Annotated in this window: 14 protein-coding genes and 1 tRNA gene; 9 read left to right on the forward strand and 6 right to left on the reverse strand. The window is 64.7% G+C overall.

The features are described from left to right. The first annotated feature begins 14 nt into the window (after positions 1–14). The 7 genes from F757_RS0112155 to F757_RS0112185 all read left to right on the forward strand — a co-directional run bounded on the left by F757_RS0112155 (position 15) and on the right by F757_RS0112185 (position 8,888). Complete coding sequence (locus F757_RS0112155) at positions 15–1,001, forward strand: LacI family DNA-binding transcriptional regulator (protein ID WP_027211628.1); 987 nt, start codon at positions 15–17, stop codon at positions 999–1,001. Beyond that, entirely contained in the window at positions 998–2,281 is a 1,284-nt protein-coding gene (locus tag F757_RS0112160) for an AGE family epimerase/isomerase (protein WP_027211629.1), read from the forward strand. The genes F757_RS0112155 and F757_RS0112160 overlap by 4 nt, the downstream gene beginning before the upstream one ends. Continuing rightward, the gene (locus F757_RS0112165) at positions 2,278–3,195 is read left to right on the forward strand and encodes a PfkB family carbohydrate kinase (protein WP_027211630.1); all 918 of its coding nucleotides are present in this window, start codon (positions 2,278–2,280) and stop codon (positions 3,193–3,195) included. The genes F757_RS0112160 and F757_RS0112165 overlap by 4 nt, the downstream gene beginning before the upstream one ends. Before the next feature lie 223 nt (positions 3,196–3,418). Beyond that, the gene (locus F757_RS0112170; protein ID WP_027211631.1) at positions 3,419–3,649 is read left to right on the forward strand and encodes a hypothetical protein; all 231 of its coding nucleotides are present in this window, start codon (positions 3,419–3,421) and stop codon (positions 3,647–3,649) included. 74 nt (positions 3,650–3,723) lie between these two features. Then, positions 3,724–3,969 carry a hypothetical protein gene (locus F757_RS0112175; RefSeq protein ID WP_027211632.1) on the forward strand — a complete coding sequence of 82 codons (246 nt, stop codon included), beginning with the start codon at positions 3,724–3,726 and terminating at the stop codon, positions 3,967–3,969. A 96-nt stretch (positions 3,970–4,065) separates the two neighbouring features. Further along, the gene (locus F757_RS0112180; RefSeq protein WP_027211633.1) at positions 4,066–5,025 is read left to right on the forward strand and encodes an ion channel; all 960 of its coding nucleotides are present in this window, start codon (positions 4,066–4,068) and stop codon (positions 5,023–5,025) included. A gap of 275 nt (positions 5,026–5,300) precedes the next feature. Continuing rightward, entirely contained in the window at positions 5,301–8,888 is a 3,588-nt protein-coding gene (locus tag F757_RS0112185) for an indolepyruvate ferredoxin oxidoreductase family protein (protein ID WP_027211634.1), read from the forward strand. A gap of 313 nt (positions 8,889–9,201) precedes the next feature. Here the strand turns inward: F757_RS0112185 and F757_RS0112190 are convergent, their stop codons facing one another. Beyond that, positions 9,202–9,918 (reverse strand): copper homeostasis protein CutC, encoded by a 717-nt coding sequence (locus F757_RS0112190; protein WP_027211635.1) that lies wholly within the window; start codon positions 9,916–9,918, stop codon positions 9,202–9,204. Positions 9,919–9,953: 35 nt separating this feature from the next. Further along, positions 9,954–11,231, reverse strand: a complete 1,278-nt coding sequence (locus F757_RS0112195; RefSeq protein WP_027211636.1) for a sensor domain-containing phosphodiesterase — start codon at positions 11,229–11,231, stop codon at positions 9,954–9,956. Positions 11,232–11,707: 476 nt separating this feature from the next. Between F757_RS0112195 and F757_RS0112200 the strand changes: the two genes are divergently transcribed. Continuing rightward, complete coding sequence (locus F757_RS0112200; protein ID WP_027211637.1) at positions 11,708–13,357, forward strand: Na+/H+ antiporter; 1,650 nt, start codon at positions 11,708–11,710, stop codon at positions 13,355–13,357. A gap of 67 nt (positions 13,358–13,424) precedes the next feature. On the opposite strand, the gene F757_RS0112205 is transcribed toward F757_RS0112200, so the two are convergent. The 3 genes from F757_RS0112205 to F757_RS0112215 all read right to left on the reverse strand — a co-directional run bounded on the left by F757_RS0112205 (position 13,425) and on the right by F757_RS0112215 (position 17,420). Beyond that, positions 13,425–14,732, reverse strand: coding sequence for a solute carrier family 23 protein (locus F757_RS0112205; protein ID WP_027211638.1), 1,308 nt, complete (start codon positions 14,730–14,732; stop codon positions 13,425–13,427). A 458-nt stretch (positions 14,733–15,190) separates the two neighbouring features. After that, a complete protein-coding gene (locus F757_RS0112210; RefSeq protein WP_027211639.1) occupies positions 15,191–15,823 on the reverse strand; it encodes a DUF2239 family protein in 633 nt (210 codons plus the stop codon). A gap of 70 nt (positions 15,824–15,893) precedes the next feature. After that, positions 15,894–17,420 (reverse strand): sensor domain-containing diguanylate cyclase, encoded by a 1,527-nt coding sequence (locus tag F757_RS0112215; RefSeq protein WP_027211640.1) that lies wholly within the window; start codon positions 17,418–17,420, stop codon positions 15,894–15,896. A gap of 521 nt (positions 17,421–17,941) precedes the next feature. Here F757_RS0112215 and F757_RS0112225 point away from each other — a divergent pair. Continuing rightward, complete coding sequence (locus tag F757_RS0112225) at positions 17,942–19,684, forward strand: methyl-accepting chemotaxis protein (RefSeq protein WP_027211641.1); 1,743 nt, start codon at positions 17,942–17,944, stop codon at positions 19,682–19,684. A gap of 110 nt (positions 19,685–19,794) precedes the next feature. Here the strand turns inward: F757_RS0112225 and F757_RS0112230 are convergent. Beyond that, a tRNA-Ala gene (locus tag F757_RS0112230) sits at positions 19,795–19,870 on the reverse strand. Positions 19,871–19,884: the final 14 nt, after the last annotated feature.

The raw sequence follows: 19,884 nt of genomic DNA on the forward strand, positions 1-19,884 counted from the left end.
GGCCGCCTGCTTCGATGGCGATTACCATCCGCGACGTTGCGCGCGCGGCGAGCGTGTCGATCGGCACCGTCTCCCGCGCCCTCAAGAACCAGCCCGGCCTTTCGGAGGCAACCCGCGTGCGCGTGGTCGAGGCCGCGCGCGAACTCGGCTACGACGCCGCGCAATTGCGTCCGCGCATCCGCCGGCTGACCTTCCTGCTGCACCGGCAGCACAACAATTTCGCCGTTAGCCCGTTCTTCTCGCATGTGCTGCATGGCGTGGAAGACGCGTGCCGCGAGCGCGGCATTGTGCCTTCCGTGCTGACCGCCGGCCCGACTGAAGACGTGATCCAGCAGATGCGTCTGCACGCGCCCGACGCCGTCGCCATTGCCGGCTTCGTCGAGCCGGAAACCCTGGCCACGCTTGTGGAGATGCAGCGCCCGCTCGTGCTGATCGACCTGTGGGCGCCCGGGCTGCGCTCGGTGAATCTGGACAACGCCGCGGGCGCCGCGCTGGCCATGCGGCATCTGTTCGAACAGGGACGCAAGCGGGTCGCGTTCATTGGCGGATCGCTCGCGCATTTCAGCATCGCGCAGCGCGCGCTCGGCTACCGGCGTGCGTTTTTCGAAGCGGGGCTGCTGTTCGACCCGTCGCTCGAAGTGACCATCGACGCCGGTCTCGACCCGGACACGGGCGCCGCCCGCGCAATGCAGCAGTTGCTCGACGCGCCCGGCCCGCGCCCGGACGCGGTGTTCGCCTACAACGACGCCGCCGCGCTCGCGGCGCTGCGCGCCTGCTTCGCGCGCGGCGTGCGCGTGCCCGAGGAGATCGCCATCATCGGCTTCGACGACATTCCGGCCGCCGCGCACGCCACGCCGCCGCTGTCCACCATTTCTGTCGACAAGGAAGCGCTCGGCCGGCGCGGCGTCGAATTGCTGCTCGAAGAGGCGCCCGCCGAAACGGAAGTCCGCTTGCCCGTTCATCTCATTGCCCGTGCCAGTACTTTGGTAAAAACGCCATGACGCAATCCGCCACGTCTCACTCCGCCAACGGCGCGCCTGCCGTGCCACCCGTCGCCAGTTTTCGCAGCCGCGAGTTTCTGCTCTCGCATATCGAGGACACGCTGCGCTTTTACGCGCCCAACGTGCTCGATCCGAGCGGCGGCTTCTTCCACTTTTTCCGCGACGACGGCTCCGTCTACAACCGCACCACCCGGCACCTGGTGAGCAGTTGCCGCTACGTGTTCAACTACGCGATGGCGTATCGCCAGTTCGGCGACGCGAGGCATCTGGAGTACGCGCGCCACGGTCTGCGCTTTTTGCGCGACGCCCATTGGGACGCGCAGCACGAGGGCTACGACTGGGAGATCGAATGGCGCGACGGCAGGAAGCGCACGCTCGACGGCACGCGCCACTGCTACGGCCTCGCCTTCGTGCTGCTCGCGTATTCGCATGCGGCGATGGCCGGCATCGAGGAAGCGAAGCCGATGATCGGCGCGACCTTCGAACTGATGGAGCACCGCTTCTGGGACGCCGCTGCCGGCCTCTATGCCGACGAGGCGTCGCCCGAATGGCGCGTAAGCTCGTACCGCGGGCAGAACGCCAACATGCACACCACCGAGGCGCTCCTTGCCGCGCACGAGGCGACTGGCCACCTTGTCTATCTGGATCGGGCCGAGCGTGTCGCGTCGAACATCACGCTGCGTCAGGCGAAGCTGTCGCAAGGGCTCGTGTGGGAGCACTTTCACGCGGACTGGTCGGTGGATTGGCACTACAACGAGGAAGACAGCTCGAATATTTTCCGTCCGTGGGGCTTTCAGCCGGGGCATCAAACGGAATGGGCAAAGCTGCTGCTGATTCTCGAGCGCTACCGTCCGCTGCCGTGGCTCTTGCCGCGTGCGATCGAACTGTTCGACGCCGCGATGGCCCACGCGTGGGACGAAGACCACGGCGGCCTTTACTACGGTTTCGGCCCGGACGGCACCGTGTGCGATCACGACAAATACTTCTGGGTGCAGGCCGAGACGTTCGCGACCGCCGCGCTGCTTGGCAAACGCACCGGCAACGAACGTTTCTGGGACTGGTACGACGAGATCTGGCGCTATAGCTGGACACATTTCGTCGACCACAAATACGGCGCGTGGTATCGCATTCTTACCTGCGACAACCGCAAATACAGCGACGAAAAAAGCCCGGCCGGCAAGACCGACTATCACACCATGGGCGCATGCTACGAGGTGCTCGCGCATGCGCTGCCCGACGGCGCGACCGCCGCGGCTGTTTCCGCGGAGCACGCAAAATGACCACCATGAGCGCAAACAACGAACTGCCCGTCTTCGTTTCGGCTGGCGACATACTCACCGATCTCGTGCGCACCGGCGCCTCGCAATGGCTGTCGCGTCCGGGCGGCGCCGGCTGGAACGTCGCGCGCTGCGTGGCGCGGCTCGGCCTGCCGACCGCGTGCGCGGGCTCGCTGGGCGTCGACAATTTCTCCGACGAGCTGTGGGACGCGAGCGTCGCAGCCGGCCTCGACATGCGCTTCATGCAGCGCGTCGAGCGCCCGCCTTTGCTGGCAATCGTTCATCGCACGCATCCGCCGGCTTACTTTTTCATGGGCGAGAACGGCGCGGATCTCGCGTTCGATCCGGCACGTCTGCCGGCCGGCTGGATGGAGCAGGTGAAGTGGGCGCACTTCGGCTGCATCAGCCTCGTGCGTCAACCGCTTGGCGACACGCTCGCCGCGTTGGCAGCAAAGCTGCGTTCGCAGGGCGTGAAGATCAGTTTCGATCCGAACTACCGCAACCTGATGGAACACGGCTACGAACCCACGCTGCGCAAGATGGCCGCGCTCGCCGACCTCATCAAGGTATCGGACGAGGACCTGCGCCTGCTCTTCAGGACGGACGACGAAGCGAACGCCCTGGCGCAGCTGCGCTCGATGAACCCCGCCGCGACGATTCTGGTCACGCGCGGGCCGGAAACGGCTTTGCTGATCGACGGTGCGACGACGACCGAGGCGCGGCCGCCGCGCGTCGAGGTGGTCGATACCGTGGGGGCAGGCGACGCCTCCATCGGCGGCCTGCTGTTCAGTCTGATGAGCGCGCCGCAGCGCGCGTGGCCTGAGCACCTGGCATTTGCGCTGGCGGCCGGCGCGGCGGCCTGCCGGCATGCCGGCGCGCATGCGCCGTCGCTCGACGAGGTCGTCGCGCTGTTGTAACGCTGGCGCTTTATCGTGGCGTCGAGCGCGGCCTCGTATGCGCTCGACGCGCGCCTGCCGCGTACATTCGCACTTCAGCTTGCGTTCCGGTTGGCCGTTGAGATGCTGACTTCGGTGCGTACTTCGGTTGGCATTCCGGTTACCACTTCACCGTCCTTCTGCCGACGCTCAATCGCCGTGCTAGCATGAAAACACCGTAACCTTTGGAGCAAGGAGCGACGCCATGGAGGACATCACCTACACCAAAGGCATCTACACGGCCACCGCGTCGGTGCGGGAACTCGATCGCGACACCTGGCAAGGCGTGGTCACGCTAGCACGCGACGAAGGCGAGGCAAGCGAAGACCAGGAGACCACCGTCTACGAAGTCGAGGCGACCTCGTCCACGCCAGCCGAGGCACTGGAAGAAGCGAAGGCGCTCGCTCATCGCATACTCGGGGAAATCGAACTGTAGGCAGACTGGCGCCGCGCACGTGCCGCACGGGTGCTTCGCGCCGCGCCGCCTGAACGCAATGGTTGGAGGCGATCATGGCTGAAGAGCTGTTCCTCTACGGCGTGTACTCGATTCACGTCCGCCCCATCGAACTCAGCGGCACGCGCTGGGACGCCGAATACGAAATTCGCCATCGCGAGAAAGCGGTCAAGCCGTGGACCACCGTCGGCGGCGACGAGGGTTACGGCGACGCAACGCAAGCCATCGCCGCGGCACATCAGCAGGCCGTCGACGACATTGAACATGGCGCGGGCATTCCGAAGCCGCGCGCCTTCCCTTAAAGCACGGCGCGCAGGTTCCATCGCACGAGCCGCAGCGGCGTTCGGCGACGAGGCCGCCGTGCTACGCTCTCGCCGTTTCCATTCGATGAGCACGCGATGGCTACCGAACCGACCGACCGTTTTCCCGGTATCGGCGACGCTGAAAGCAGCGCGCAAAAGCGCCGCTCGCGCGGCAGCCGCGAACTGCATCCCGACGATCAGGTGGTAGTCGCGCACGGCATGCCGATGCGGTTCTGGCAGGACCTGTATCACCGCGCGCTGACCGTTCGCTGGCCGACGTTTTTCGTTTCGCTCGCCGTGCTGTTCGTGTTGCTCAACACGAGCTTTGCCGCGCTTTACATGCTCGGCGACGCATCCATTGCGAATCAGTATCCACCCGGTTTCGGCGGCGCTTTTTTCTTCAGTGTCGAAACGCTCGCCACCGTAGGTTATGGCGACATGCATCCGCAAACGGTCTACGCGCATTGGATCGCGACGCTCGAAATCTTCGTGGGGATGTCGGGCATTGCGCTCGCGACCGGCCTCATTTTCGCGCGCTTCTCGCGTCCGCATGCCAAGATCATGTTTGCGCGCCACGCGGTGATCCGGCCGCTCGACGGCCGCATGACGCTGATGGTGCGCGCGGCCAACGGCCGTCAGAACGTCATCGCCGAAGCGCACGCGCGCCTGCGCATGCTGCGTCGTGAAACGACCGCCGAAGGCTACACGTTGCGCCGTCTGCATGACCTGACACTCGTGCGCGATCAGCATCCGGTGTTCAAGCTGGGCTGGACTGTCATGCACGTGATAGACGAAGACAGTCCGCTCTTCGGCGAAACCGCGCAGACGCTGAAAGCGCACGATACTTCGCTCCTGCTCACGCTGGAAGGCGTCGACGAATCCACCTCGCAAACCATGCAGGCTCGCCACATGTGGCCGTGCGACCAGATCTTCTGGCACCACCGTTTCGTCGACATCATGAGCGAGCGGGACGGCGTGAGCCACATCGACTATGCGCACTTCCACGAGATCGTGCCGCTCGACGAAGCGCCGCTGACAACAGCGGTTCGCTCATGAAGGCTGCATAGGCGGTAAGCGGCGAGCGGCGAGCGGCCCCCACAGGCGCGCTCGACAGCGTCTGCCGGACACCAGGGCATACCCGTAAACAGCGTGGCCGTGGCATATCTATCTCAAAAGGACGTGAAAACGCGTCGCTCTTCGCGTCCATTCGCCCACGCCGCCGAAAACTAGAAAAAATCCACTCCAATCGGCGCTAAAAAATAGAGTCTCTTTCGCTGCGCGACCTTGGCGGTTCCTTCTCGCGCGCGAATGCAAATTACGGAGACTCACCCATGACCGCTCGCCTGCCCATCGACGGCACGCCCGCTCTCGCCGACTACAAGCTGTCCGACAATCTCACCGCAACTCGGGGCCGCATCTTCCTGACCGGCACGCAGGCGCTGGTGCGCCTTGCGCTCATGCAGCGCGCGCTCGACAAGGCGCGCGGCATGAACACCGCCGGTTTCATCAGCGGCTATCGCGGCTCGCCGCTCGGCATGGTCGATCAGCAGTTGTGGAAGGCGAAGACGCTGCTTTCCGCGAGCGACATTCGCTTTCTGCCCGCGATCAACGAAGAACTCGGCGGTACGGCGGTGCTCGGCACGCAGCGCGTGGAAGCGGACCCCGAACGCACTGTCGAAGGCGTATTCGCGATGTGGTACGGCAAGGGCCCGGGCGTCGACCGCGCGGGCGACGCGCTCAAGCACGGCAATGCGTACGGTTCGTCGCCGCACGGCGGGGTGCTGGTGGTGGCCGGCGACGATCATGGCTGCGTGTCCTCGTCGATGCCGCATCAGAGCGACTTCGCGATGATGGCCTGGCACATGCCGGTCGTGAATCCGTCGAATATCGCCGACATGCTCGAGTTCGGGCTGTACGGCTGGGCGCTGTCGCGCTTTTCGGGCGCGTGGGTGGGTTACAAGGCGATCTCCGAAACCGTCGAGTCCGGTTCGACCGTGGACCTCGACGCGCTGCACACCGAATGGACCGCGCCGCACGATTTCACCGCGCCGGCGGGCGGGCTGCACAACCGCTGGCCCGACCTGCCGAGCCTCACCATCGAATCGCGGATGCACGCAAAGCTCGACGCGGTGCGCCACTTCGCGAAGACCAATAGCATCGACAAATGGATCGCGCCGAGTCCGCATGCGAACGTGGGTATCGTCACCTGCGGCAAGGCGCATCTCGATCTGATGGAAACGCTGCGCCGCCTCGATCTGACGGTCGCGGATCTCGACGCAGCGGGCGTGCGCATCTACAAGGTCGGCTTGTCGTTTCCGCTCGAAATGACGCGCATCGACACCTTTGTCGCGGGCCTGTCGGAAGTGCTCGTGATCGAGGAGAAAGGCCCGGTGATCGAACAGCAGATCAAGGACTATCTCTACAACCGCCCGCAAGACGCGCGGCCCGCGGTAATCGGCAAGCATGCGCAAGACGGCAGCATGCTGCTCTCGTCGCTCGGAGAACTGCGGCCTTCGCGCATTCTGCCGGTGTTCGCCGAATGGCTCGCAAAGCATAAGCCCGCGCTCGATCGCCGCGAACGCGTGGTCGATCTCGTCGCGCCGCAAATCCTTTCGAATGCCGCCGACAGCGTGAAGCGCACGCCGTACTTCTGCTCCGGCTGCCCGCACAACACGTCGACGAAAGTGCCTGAAGGGTCGATTGCGCAGGCGGGCATTGGCTGTCACTTCATGGCTTCGTGGATGGAGCGCGACACGACCGGCCTCATCCAGATGGGCGGTGAAGGCGTGGACTGGGCTTCGCATTGGATGTTCACGAAAACGCGCCATGTGTTCCAGAACCTCGGCGACGGCACGTACTTCCATTCAGGCATTCTCGCGATCCGCCAGGCGGTGGCCGCGAAGGCAACGATCACCTATAAGATTCTCTATAACGATGCCGTCGCGATGACCGGCGGCCAGCCGGTGGACGGCAGCATCTCCGTGCCGCAGATCGCGCGTCAGGTGGAAGCGGAAGGCGTATCGCGCTTTGTCGTGGTCAGCGACGAGCCGGAAAAATACGACGGTCATCACGGTCTCTTTCCGAAGGGCACCACGTTCCATCACCGCAGCGAACTAGACACGGTGCAACGCGAGTTGCGCGACACCGACGGCGTGACGGTGCTCATCTACGACCAGACCTGTGCAGCCGAAAAGCGGCGGCGCCGCAAGAAAGGCGAATTCCCCGATCCGGACAAGCGCATCTTCATCAACGAGGAAGTGTGCGAAGGCTGTGGCGATTGCGGCGTGCAGTCCAACTGTTTGTCGGTCGAGCCGGTTGAAACGGTGCTGGGAAGAAAGCGCCGCATCGACCAGTCGTCATGCAACAAGGACTACTCGTGCGTGAACGGCTTCTGCCCGAGCTTCGTGACGGTGGAAGGCGGCAAGCTGAAGAAAGCCGCGGGCGTCGCGTTCGACCCGCAGGCGCTGACTGAGCGCGTCAACGCATTGCAGCTGCCCGCGACGCACCTCGACGCCGCGCCGTACGACATTCTGGTGACGGGTGTAGGCGGCACCGGCGTGGTGACGGTGGGCGCGTTGATCAGCATGGCCGCGCATCTGGAAGGCAAGAGCGCCTCGGTGCTCGACTTCATGGGCTTTGCGCAAAAGGGCGGCTCGGTGCTGTCGTTCGTGCGCTTCGCCGCACGGGACGAGTGGCTCAACCAGGTTCGGATCGACACACAGCAAGCCGACGTGCTGCTCGCCTGCGACATGGTGGTCGGCGCGAGCGCCGATGCGTTGCAGACTGTACGTCACGGCCGCACGCGCATTGTGGTCAACACGCATGCGATTCCGAACGCGACGTTCGTGACAAACCCGGACGCGACGCTGCACGCGGACGCGCTGATCGACAAGATGCGGCACGCCGCGGGCGCTGAGCGTCTGTCGACCTGCGACGCCCAGGCGCTCGCCACGCGTTTTCTCGGCGACACGATCGGCGCCAACATCCTGATGTTGGGTTTCGCGTGGCAGCTCGGTCTCGTGCCGGTGTCGTTCGGCGCGCTGATGCGCGCAATCGAACTGAACAACGTCGCAGTGCAGATGAACCAACTGGCGTTCTCGATTGGCCGCCTTGCGGCCGCAGATCCTGCGGCGCTCGAATCGCTGTGGCAGGCGCGGCATGCGGCGAAAGAGAGCGTGCATGTCGATACGCTCGATGAGTTGATCGCGCATCGCGAAGGCCGTCTGCAAACCTACGGCGGCGCGCAATATGTGAAGCGTTATCGTGCGCTGGTCGAGGCGGCGCGCCGCGCCGAACATGCCGTCGATGCCCGCAGCGAACGCGTGACGCGGGCGGTGGCCACGACGTTCTATCGTCTGCTCGCGGTAAAGGACGAATACGAAGTGGCGCGCCTGCATACGGATACGGCGTTCCGCGAAGCACTCGAGGCGCAGTTCGAAGGCGTGGCCGGCAAAGACTTCGGCATCAAATTCAATCTCGCACCGCCGACGCTTGCGCGCGCGCATGACGGTGCGCGTCCGGCCAAGAAAACCTTCGGTCAATGGATGTGGCCGGTGCTCGGCGGACTCGCGAAAGTGCGCGGGCTGCGTGGCACCCTGCTCGATCCGTTCGGCCGCACGCTGGAGCGCAAGATGGAGCGCGAACTCGCCGGCGACTATGAGGCCACGTTGCAGCGCGCGCTCGCGAAGCTGGACGCCGGCAATCTGGAAGACGTCGCGAAGCTCGCCGATCTGCATGCCCGCGTGCGCGGCTATGGTCATGTGAAGCTCGCGAATCTCGCGGCTGTGAAGCGCAGCGAGCGCGATCTCGCCGCACGGCTCGGAATCGAAGCGGCGACGGGGGTATCGGTGAAGAAGTCGCTGGAAGAAGTGAAAGGCGCGGGGCAGTTGCGCGGTATTCCGGTGGTGGTGGCAAAGTAAGCGCGGGTTGTGGGTGGGATGCGCGGCTTGCGGCTTGCGTCTCGCGTCTCACGGCGTGCGACGTGCGGCGTACGTGTTGCGGCGTACGGCGCACGGCCTACGTCTCGCGGCGTGCGTCTCGCGTTTCCCGCGTGCGTCTTGCGGCATACGTCTCGCCTGTTCCTGCGTGCGTGGCGCGCGACGCGTGCTGAGTGCTGAGTGCTGCGTGCTGAGTGCTGCGTGCTGAGTGCCGCGCAGCGCGTGACCGCGCCCCGAACAAAGCCGCTTCGTGCGTCAACACAAGGCGGCTTGTTGTTCGCCCACGCCTCCGCGTCTATTGCGCCCGCGGAATGCCCGATTGTTCGTCCAGCAACGCCCTCACGCGTGCGAGCTTGTCCATGTCGATGGGCGCGAGGCCGTTGCCGCCCACACGCACGCCCGATCCGAAATGCACGGCCTCGACCTGGGTCCGGCTCACGAAGCCTGCCACCGCATCGACTGTCAGACCCGCGCCCGCCAGCACCGTGCAATGCGAGCCCGACGCGTGGCGCACCAGTTCGCGAATCGTCGCTTCTGCATCCAGCACCGAAGCCCTCGCGCCCGAGGTCAGCACATTCGTCACCGCATTGAAACCGAGCAGCACGTCCAGCGCTTTGCGCTGATCACGCACTTCGTCGAACGCGCGATGGAAGGTCACGGCAAGACCATCTGCCGCGTCGATCGCGCGCGCGAGCTGATCGCGCTCTATCCCGCCGTCGGCGTTGAGCGTGCCGATCACCACGCCGTTCGCTCCGGCGGCCTTGACGGCCCGTATGTCGCGCACCATGACGGCGTGATCGTCAGCATCGTAGACGAACGAACGGCTGTGAGGACGCACAATCACATTCACAGGAATGCTGACCGCCTCGACCACGGCTTCGATCAGGCCGATGCTTGGTGTGAGACCGCCCTCGCCCATCGCGGTGACGAGCTCAAGACGGTCGGCGCCCGCCTGCGCGGCGAGCCGCGCGTCAGCAACAGTGGTGGCAATGACTTCGAGCAGAACGGGCATGAGCGCAACAGGGTGTCGTTAAAAACGACATGATCTCAGATACGCTCGTCGTCCAGCCAGTCTATGTCGCCGCACAGCACGCACGTCTTCTCGCCGACGCGCGTGGCGACCGACAACGTCACGCACGGCAGCGCCTCGTTGATCGACAGATACGGGCGCGTCACGTGCACGCGCTCGGGCGCGTTGATTGCATCGCGAAAGTACGGGCGGCGCAGCCAGTTCGCGCCTTGCGCGTCCGCAAGCGGCAAGAAGCGTGTTTCGTGCGCCGCGCGGTCGGCGCGCAGCACGACGTTGCGGCCTGCCTGCCGCCCTTTCGAATCGAGCAGAAAGCAGCGCGCGGCGTGGTCGAGCGCGAGAAAATTCCAGCAGACTTCGTCGAGCGGCTCGCCCGCAGCGAGCCTCTCGGCCGCGCGTTCAAAGGCGCGCAGATACGGCGCGAGGCGGCTTGCGTTGCGGCGCTCCCGCGCTTCGGTCTGGTCGCGATACCGCTCGGTGAGCTCGCCGATGCAGGTGGCGGCATGAGTCGCATCGGCCGCGCCAGGACTCGGGCGGCCAAAGAAAAAGCCCTGCACGAAGTCGGCGTTGCAGGCGAGCGCCATCTGCGCTTCATGCTCGGTTTCCACGCCTTCTATCAGCACCAGCTTGCCCGCCTCGTGCAGCAATGCGACGAGGCCCGGCAGGATCGTCGCCATGTCGGCGCGATGCGCGGCGTGCGACAGCATGATGCGGTCGAGCTTGACGATATCCGGATTCAGTTGCCAGATGCGCTCGACGTTCGAATGTCCGGCGCCGAAGTCGTCGAGCGCGATCAGGAAGCCGCGCTCGCGGAATTGACGCACGGCATCCGCGAGACGCTCGAGGTCTTCGGCGCGCTGCTCGAGCACCTCCAGCACGATACGCCGTGGCGGCAAGCCGAGGCGCTTGAGCGTGGCGAGCAACGCAGCGGACAGATACGGATCGGTAAGCGCGCCCGGATGCACGTTGAGAAACAGCCACTCGCGCTCAGCGCCGAGCACCTTGAAGTTTTCCAGATGCAGCGTCTGCGCGAGCCGGTCCAGGTGCAGGACGTCGCCCACGCGCGCCGCCTCGCCGAACACGTCGAGCGGCGAGACCGGCCGGTCGAGCATGTCGTGCGCGCGCAGCAGGCCTTCATAACCGACCGCCCGCATATGCGACAGGCTGAAGATGGGTTGGAATACGCTCGTCAGCGTCAGCTCGCCGTGCTGCACCGAAAAACGTTCGAGACCCGACGTCATTTCGACGTCGAAGCCGTGAGGCGCGGTGGCCGTTCTTTCCTGTTGCGCAATCGTCATGCAATCCTCTCACGCGAGAGCCGGGCCGGTCCGGACGCGGATGCGAACGGCCCACGGTGCCAATGCTCCAAAATGTGCGTCATCGGTATCGCTTAAGCAAGCTCCATGCGCACGCTTGCGCACATAGCGATGTGACTCGCGTGAAAGAGTGCACCGGCGATACGGCCTGTGCGCCACCGGGGGGCGCGTGCGCACCGTGTGGGTGCAGCGAGCGCCGCCGCTTCCGCCGCTCGCTCACACGCGGCCCGAGCGGCGGCTTTACTGCACGCCGCGCGATCCCAAGCTAAACTCGCGGTCTGCACTGCGGGCATCAGTTGCATCAGTTGCCTGCGCGCTTTATTTGCAGCTTCGCCGCCCGGCTTCGCCTTCGTTATTCATGTTTCGGGCTACTCGCGCCGGAGCGCGTCACACCCCGCTCCGTTCTGCCCGGCGCAATCCTGGGCGCATCGTCGCCATCCGCAAGAAGTCCTGTACCGATGGAAATCGTCTTTACCGTATTGATCCTCATGCTTGCCGTGGCGGCCTCCGGGGTCGTGACGCGCTTGCTGCCCCTGCCCTTGCCGCTGGTGCAGATCGCCATGGGCGCGATGCTCGCATGGCCGAGGCTCGGCCTGCATGTCACGTTCGATCCGGAAATCTTCATGTTGCTGTTCATTCCGCCGCTGCTCTTTGCCGACGGATGGCGCATCCCGAAACGCGAATTTTTCATGGCGCGGCGCTCGATCCTGATGCTCGCGCTCGGACTCGTGTTCATGACGGTGCTCGCTGTCGGGTACTTCGTGCACGCGCTCGTGCCCTCCATGCCGCTGCCGGTCGCGTTCGCCCTCGCCGCCGTGTTGTCGCCGACCGATGCGGTCGCGCTCTCCGGCATCGCCGGCAAGGGCAAGGTGCCGGGCAGGCTGATGCACATTCTGGAAGGCGAGGCGTTGATGAACGACGCCTCGGGCCTCGTCGCGCTCAAGTTCGCAATTGCCGCCGCAATGACCGGCGTGTTTTCACTGCGCGACGCCTCGATCAGCTTCGTGATCATTGCGGCCGGCGGCCTGGCAACGGGCGCGGCGGTAAGCTGGCTGTTCAGCTTCGTGTCGGTGCGCTTTCTCAATCTTGCCGAAGAAGGCGACCCTGCGCCCGGCGTCGTCATGACATTGCTGATTCCGTTCGCCGCCTACCTGATTGCCGAGCGCTTTGAACTCTCGGGAATTCTCGCGGCAGTCGCGGCCGGCATGATGATGAACTACACGACACTCGCGACATCCGGACCCGTCGCGTCGCGCCTGCGGGCAAGCAGTACGTGGATGATGATCGAGTTCGTCTTCAACGGCATGGTGTTCATTCTGCTGGGCTTGCAGTTCCCGCACATTCTTGGCCGCGCGCTGCTCGAGGCGCACCACACTAGCGACGCGCAAGTGGGGCGGCTGATCGGCTACATCGCGGCCGTCGGGGCGGCGCTCTATGCGCTGCGCTTCGTGTGGGTCTGGCTGCTGCGCTGGTTTGCAAGCCGCGGCGCGGTGCGGCATGGCGTCGTGAATGCCGTGCCCGGCCTGCGCACCGTGGCGGTGACAACCGTTGCGGGCGTGCGCGGTGCAGTGACGCTCGCGGGCGTGTTGTCGCTACCCGAAACCTTGCCCGGCGGCGCGGAATTGCCTGGGCGCGATCTCGCGATCTTCATTGCGTCCGGCGTGATTCTGCTCTCGCTCGTGATAGGCGTGATCGCACTGCCGTTGCTGTTGCGCGGATGGCGCCGCGGCAAGGACCCGCACGCGGCGGAAGAAGCGCTGGCACGCACAATGGCGGCCCAGGCGGCGATCCGCGCGGTGGACGACGTGCACGACAAGGCGTGCGCGAATCTTGACGAATCCGCCTCGGCGTACGCGGCCGACGTCACCGCCCGAGTCATGGACATTTATCGCCGCCGGCTGACGGCGCTTGGCGAAGAGCAGGAGCCGCGCGAGATGGCGCGGCGCGCCGAGGCACTGGAATTTCGCATGAAGCTTTCCGCGATGCGCGCTGAGCGTCAGGTACTGCTCAGGCTGCGCAGCAGTGGGGCCATCAACGACGAGACGTTCAACAAGCTCATGAACGAAGTGGATCTGTCGGAGTCGGCGCTGACCGCGCGCAGAAAGTGACGCTGGGTTCAAACGCGCTGGCGGTGACGACGCTGTTCTGCAACGCGCGCCGCCGCCGCGCAAAGGTTCAGGCCACCGGCCCTTGTGCCGGCTTTCTTCGCAAAAGCGCGTAAAGAATGATCGCGCCGAAAGTCGCGGTGCCGATGCCGCCAAGACCGAAGCCGCCGAGTTTCAGCGAGAAGTCGCCGGCGCCGAGCACGAGCGTGACCGCGGCCACGATCAGATTGCGGTTGTCCGAGAAATCCACTTTGTTGACGACCCAGATGCGTGCGCCCGTGACCGCGATCAGCCCGAACACGACGATTGAAACGCCGCCCAGCACCGGGCCCGGAATGGTCTGGATCACTGCGCCGAACTTGGGCGAGAAGCCCAGCACGAGCGCGATCAACGCGGCGATTACGAACACCAGCGTCGAATAGATTTTGGTGACCGCCATCACGCCGATGTTCTCGGCGTAGGTCGTCACACCCGTGCCGCCCGCGAAGCCGGACACCACTGTGGCGAGTCCGTCGCCGAGAAATGCGCGGCCGATGTAGCGGTCGAGGTTCTGCCCCGTCATCGCGCTCACGGCCTTGATATGCCCAAGGTTTTCGGCGACGAGAATCACCGCGATCGGTGCGAGCAGCGTCATGGCCTGCACGTTGAACACCGGCGCGGTGAAGTGCGGCATGCCGAACCACGCGGCGTTTGCCACGATCGAAAAGTCGATCGGCTTTCCCATGCCGAGGCCGTTGGTCACGATTGCGTAGATCACGTACGCCATCAGCAGGCCGACCAGAATGAGGAGACGCTGCAGCATGCCGCGCGCGAACACCGCGACTGCGCCGACGCACAGCACGGTGACGAGCGCCATCCACGAATCGAAGTTGCTGCCGCTCACGCCGCGCACTGCAATAGGCGCGAGGTTCAGACCGATCACGCAGACAATCGCGCCGGTCACGACAGGCGGCATCAACGTTTCGATCCAGCGCGTGCCGACCGCCGACACGATGAGTCCGATGATCGCGTACACCACGCCGCACGCGATGATCCCGCCCAACGCAACCGGAATGTTCATGTTCGGGCCGTGGCCGCCGTAGCCGGTGACCGCGATCACGAGACCGATGAACGCGAAGCTCGAGCCAAGATAGCTCGGCACACGGCCGCCCACCAGCACGAAGAACAGCAGCGTGCCGATGCCCGACATGAAGATGCACAGGTTGGGATCGAAGCCCATCAGCAACGGCGCAAGCACCGTCGAGCCGAACATGGCGACGACGTGCTGAATGCCCATCGCGAACATCTGCGGCCAGGCGAGGCGTTCGTCAGTACCGACGATGCGCCCCTCGACGGCGTCTGGCTGCACGCGCCAGCGGGGGAAATAGGAATCGGCCATCGCGGGGGTTCTCCTCTATTCGGCGTTTTTCGTGGACGACGGCGCGCAAAAGCAGCGCCGGACGGAATCACGCGCGAGTGTACGGAGTGCGATTGGAGGTGGCAAGCGCGGGCAAAATCGCGTGGGTGCGGGTTGGGAGCGCGGTGGGAAGTGCCGCGCAAGGCGCCTCGCGCCGGCGTGATTAGCGTGAGTTCCGGAATCTGGCGGTTAACATGGCCTCGCGGTTAACGTCGTCGCGCGGCTCGCCTCATTTACCCCGCTTTGAGATTCGTCCGATAGGAGACCAGAGATTCGGCTCTTAGACTTCTCCCGCTGCGCTGACCTCAGGCAGCGCATGCGATGTTGTTGTAACTCTCCGACTTTCCGCTCACGCTCGCCGAGTGTGAGCGGTTTTTTTTCGCCTGCGCGCTGGATGCGCGGGTCTTGGGTCCAACATCTCCGGCCGGCTGAGCCGCGATTCAGTTGTGAGCCGGGAACGCGTTTGCTGCGAGCCGCACCGTGTAGGCGCGCACATCTTCGGGCCATTGCGCGACCTTCTCTTCGAAGCGCGGCCTGTCACCTGCATAAAGCGCGCGGGTCGCTTCCTCGTAATCGGGGAGATTGCCGGCCAGCGCCGTCATGAAGCGATACACCGCCTCCTGCGCCGCGCGTTTGCGGTCGAGATGCTCGCCCGCCGCGCGCGCGGTCTCGACCAGCTTGCGCAGCGCCACCGACGCGCCGCCCGGCTGTCCGTTCAACCAGTCCCAATGACGCGGCAACAGCGTCACTTCGCGCGCGACCACCCCGAGCTTCGGCCGCCCGCGACCGCGTGGCGCGACGGCGGCTTCCGATGCATCGGCGGCTTGCGCTTCGTTGCTTGCGTCGCGGCTTGATTCGGTCTGCGCGGAATTCAGGCGCGCGACGATTTCCTGCTCGGTGCCACGCAGATCGAATTCGACGGGAGCCGCGCTGGCGTCGTCGAAAACGAGGACGGGTGCCTGTTCGCCGCGTTCGAGCACTTTCTTCACGGCGAGAGCCACCAGCGCGAACTCGCCCGACGCGATCAGACGATGACCTTCAAAGGCACTGCAGGTGCGGGGATGCGTAGTCACGACAAACTCCGGGTTCAAGAAGTCGTCGAATTATACCCGGATTAAATTAACGCACAACATATTACCCGGGTTAAATTGAACGAGTTGCCGGCTCACGACGGACCATGCCGCCGTCATGCTCCGCCGGCGCGCTAGAACCGTATGTGAACACGCGGTTACGGCCGGCATCTTTCGCCGCGTACAGGGCTTGGTCCGCCGCGTCGACCAGCCGGCGGCTGGTGATGAGCGCCTCGCCCGGCATGGTCGCGACGCCGATACTCACGGTCAACACATGGTGCGAGCTGGCCACGTGGCTGAGGGCGAGCGCCTCCACGGATGCGCGGATGGTCTCGGCTAGCGAGCGTGCGCCGTCCTGGTCCGTGTCGGGCAGGAGGACGGCAAACTCCTCGCCGCCGTAGCGCGCCATCGTGTCGCCCGAGCGCTGCACGTTGCGCGCGATGCATCGCGCCACCGTGATGAGCGCGTCGTCGCCGGCCGAGTGGCCGTACAGGTCGTTGAAACCCTTGAAATTGTCCACGTCGATCAGCAATAGGGAGAGCGGGCCGCCGTGGCGCTGCGCGCGGCGACATTCGTTCTCGACTGCCTCCTCAAAGGTGCGGCGGTTGTCCACGCCCGTGAGACCGTCCGTGCGCGCCAGCACGCGCAACTCTTCTTCCGCGAGCAGACGCCCTCGCATCTGCTGCGCGAACAGCACGGCCAGCGCGATCAGCGTGAGGTCGAGCGCGCCGATCAGCGAGCCGATGATCCACGCCCGCCGCCGCCAGCCCACATAGATGTCGCGCGTGGAAAGCGCCACGTCGAGAATCAGCGGATACATGTCGATATGGCGGAACGCATACCAGCGCTCGACGCCGTCGATTGCCGCCGTGCCGAAGAAGTCGCCGCTCGGCTGCTCGACGAAGCGCGAATAGTTGGCCGTGCCCGTCAGGTTGATGCCGATGGTCTTCGGATCGTACGGTCGGCGCATCAGCATCGTGCCGTCGCTCAACATCAGCGCCATGGACCCTCCCGCGCCGAGGTTCATCCCTTCAAAGAGACTGCGGAAATATTTGAGGCGCATGGTGCCCACCACCACGCCGCCGAAGCTGCCGTCCGCCTTGGTGATGCGCCGGCTCAGGCCGATGCTCGTGTCGGTGCCCGTCGCGCGCGGCATGAACGGGTGACTGACATAGAGCCCGACGTTGGGCGAGTCGCGATGAACCTTGAAATAGTCGCGATCGCCGAGATAGACGTGGCGCGGCGGCACGGCCTGCGAATCGAACCTGATATAGCCGGTCTCGTCGATCACGAGGATCGAGCCCATGTCTTTCGCGGTTGCCGAGCCGTCGAACAGCACCATCTGGCGCAGCGCGGGGTCCAGTTGCGCCACGCCCGGCTGCTTCAAGCCCTGGATCACCGTACGTATCGACAGATCGTAGATCTCAAGATTGCGCGACACGTCGCGCTCTATCAGCAGCGAGACATTGAAGACGGAGTCTTGCGCGCGGCGCAGCGCGTCGTCGTGCATTTGCGCGAGGACCCACACAGCGATGGCGAGTATTGCGCTGGCCAGCACGCCACTGATCGCAATGATGAGGTTCGGACGACGCGTGACCATTATGTTGGGTTCGGGCAAGCGCGGCCTTGACGCGCGGAGAGGGAAAAGCGCCGCCAAAGGGACGCGTCAATTAAAGCGCTAGGGTAACAGAGCCGGTGCCTGCCCAAATCGTGGAACAGACAGGTCTTTGCTACGTTGCGTGCCGCTTGCAAACGATGACAAAGCAACCATGATGGCTCGTCATGCTGCCGCGCTGCCGCGCCACCACCTTCGTGGCCTCAGTGAACGCGGGGGCGGCTTGCCGCGGCAAGCGCAAATTGTGGCGGTTGCAGCCGCGATTCGCCTCTACAGCCTTCATCTCATGCAAGCTTTTTAGTGGATTACCCGGCTTTGCTCAAGTCCCACTCATGCTTGCCCGATAACCGACAGATGGGATGCCGCTTTTCGTGCCTGCACCAAGCTGTGCGCAGCGGCAACACCGCGCGGGCCGAGCCGATGCTGGGCGGCCGCATAGACGCTCCCATTTACGGACCTGAGAGTCAATTGCGAAGCATCGCTTCGTTCCTGGAGAAAACATATAGATGGCCGCCCTGAACCGATTCTCTATCAAAGCGAGGCTGATAGCCGGCTTTGGCATGCTGTCCGTGATCGTCGTTGCGGTTGCCGGACTCTCGCTGAAGTCGCTCGCCGATTCCACCGACGGCTTCACCAACTTCGTGCGCGGCATCAACGCGCGCGCTGACATGGTCGTGCAGGTGCGGACCGCCGTGGATCGCCGCGCGATAGCGGCGCGCAACCTCGTACTCGTGGTGAAACCCGAGGACCTCGAGATAGAAAAAGCGCAGGTCATGCGCGCCCATGAAGACGTCGCAACGAATCTCAAGAAGCTGAACGAGATGATCAAGGACCCGGGCGCGACCGACAAGGCGCGCAGCCTGGTGGCGGAGATTGATCGCGTGGAGGCCGCTTATGGGCCCGTCGCGACCGATATCGTGAATCTGGCGCTCGCCAACAAGCGCGACGAGGCCATCGTCAAAATGGACGATCAGTGCCGCCCTTTACTCGCGGCACTGATACGCGCGACGGACGCGTATGCGGACTACGCGCATACGCGGCAGGAAGAGACCATCACCGACTATGCGACGCATTACGAGAACCGGCGCAATCTGCTGATTGCGATTTCGCTGTTCGCGGTGGCGCTTGCGGTGGCTGCGTGTGTCGTGATCACGCGCGCGGTGAGCGGACCGCTGAGCGTTGCGATAGACGTTGCGCGGACCGTGGCGGAAGGCGACCTGCGCACGCGCATCACCATCGACGGCAAGGATGAAACCAGCAAGCTGCTTGGCGCGCTGCGCGAGATGAACGAGCGTCTGACGACGATTGTCGGGCGCGTGCGCGACACGAGCACCAGCATTGCCGGTGCGGCTCGCGAGATTGCTGCCGGCAATATGGACCTGAGCCAGCGCACGGAGCAACAGGCGGCCTCGCTGCAGGAGACGGCGTCGAGCATGGAGCAACTCACGTCGACGGTGAAGCAGAATGCGGACAACGCACAGCAAGGCAGCATGCTCGCTGCGAACGCTTCGTCTGTTGCGCAAAAAGGCAGCACGGTGGTGGGCCAGGTGGTTAGCACGATGCAGGAGATCAGCGACAGTTCGACGAAGATCGCGGATATCACCGGGATCATCGAAGGGATCGCATTCCAGACCAACATTCTTGCGCTGAACGCAGCCGTGGAAGCCGCGCGCGCCGGCGAACAGGGACGCGGCTTCGCGGTGGTCGCAAGCGAAGTGCGCAGCCTCGCGCAACGCTCGTCGAGCGCGGCGAAGGAGATCAAGGAGCTGATCGCGAGCTCGGTGGACAGGATTCGCGACGGCTCGTCGCTCGCGGGCGAAGCGGGCAGGACGATGACCGAAGTCACGCACGCGGTGGCTCGGGTCACGGACATCATGTCGGAGATCGCGGCGGCCTCGAGCGAACAGAGCCGCGGCATCGAGCAGGTGAACCTCGCCATCACGCAGATGGACAACGTTACGCAGCAGAACGCGGCGCTGGTGGAACAGGCGGCGGCGGCTTCGCGGTCGATGGAGGAGCAGGGGCAGCAGTTGAGTGAGACTGTGGGGTTTTTTCGGGTGGGGGAGGGGGTGGGTGGGGGTTTTGCGGGTTCTGCGGCGCGTGGCGCTCGGGATGAGGGTGCGGGTGCGGCTGCGCACGCGGGTGCACCTGCGGCCGTGCGGGTGTCGGGGATGAAGCGGTTAGCTGGGAAAGTTGACCCACTGCCGGTCGCGGTTGCCGACGCGGATGATGGGTGGGATAAGTTTTGATTTATTTGCCGCGGTGAATGGGGCGCGCGGATTTTTTTCAAAGAAAAAAACCCGGCAGTGGTGAAGCTGCCGGGGTTTTTCGAAGCTGATGTGCTGCCTTTGGATCCGATTGGTGGAGAGGAGGAGGATCGAACTCCCGACCTTCGCATTGCGAACGCGACGCTCTCCCAGCTGAGCTACCCCCCCATCGTTCGACCAAT

The organism is Burkholderia sp. WSM2232, from assembly GCF_000472545.1.
Classification (GTDB): domain Bacteria; phylum Pseudomonadota; class Gammaproteobacteria; order Burkholderiales; family Burkholderiaceae; genus Paraburkholderia.

Bases quoted from the DNA above. Each gene is read 5' to 3' on its own strand.
- F757_RS0112155 (WP_027211628.1), top strand. From the start codon at position 15: ATGGCGATTACCATCCGCGACGTTGCGCGCGCGGCGAGCGTGTCGATC.
- F757_RS0112160 (WP_027211629.1), top strand. From the start codon at position 998: ATGACGCAATCCGCCACGTCTCACTCCGCCAACGGCGCGCCTGCCGTG.
- F757_RS0112165 (WP_027211630.1), top strand. From the start codon at position 2,278: ATGACCACCATGAGCGCAAACAACGAACTGCCCGTCTTCGTTTCGGCT.
- F757_RS0112170 (WP_027211631.1), top strand. From the start codon at position 3,419: ATGGAGGACATCACCTACACCAAAGGCATCTACACGGCCACCGCGTCG.
- F757_RS0112175 (WP_027211632.1), top strand. From the start codon at position 3,724: ATGGCTGAAGAGCTGTTCCTCTACGGCGTGTACTCGATTCACGTCCGC.
- F757_RS0112180 (WP_027211633.1), top strand. From the start codon at position 4,066: ATGGCTACCGAACCGACCGACCGTTTTCCCGGTATCGGCGACGCTGAA.
- F757_RS0112185 (WP_027211634.1), top strand. From the start codon at position 5,301: ATGACCGCTCGCCTGCCCATCGACGGCACGCCCGCTCTCGCCGACTAC.
- F757_RS0112190 (WP_027211635.1), bottom strand. From the start codon at position 9,918: ATGCCCGTTCTGCTCGAAGTCATTGCCACCACTGTTGCTGACGCGCGG.
- F757_RS0112195 (WP_027211636.1), bottom strand. From the start codon at position 11,231: ATGACGATTGCGCAACAGGAAAGAACGGCCACCGCGCCTCACGGCTTC.
- F757_RS0112200 (WP_027211637.1), top strand. From the start codon at position 11,708: ATGGAAATCGTCTTTACCGTATTGATCCTCATGCTTGCCGTGGCGGCC.
- F757_RS0112205 (WP_027211638.1), bottom strand. From the start codon at position 14,732: ATGGCCGATTCCTATTTCCCCCGCTGGCGCGTGCAGCCAGACGCCGTC.
- F757_RS0112215 (WP_027211640.1), bottom strand. From the start codon at position 17,420: ATGGTCACGCGTCGTCCGAACCTCATCATTGCGATCAGTGGCGTGCTG.
- F757_RS0112225 (WP_027211641.1), top strand. From the start codon at position 17,942: ATGGCCGCCCTGAACCGATTCTCTATCAAAGCGAGGCTGATAGCCGGC.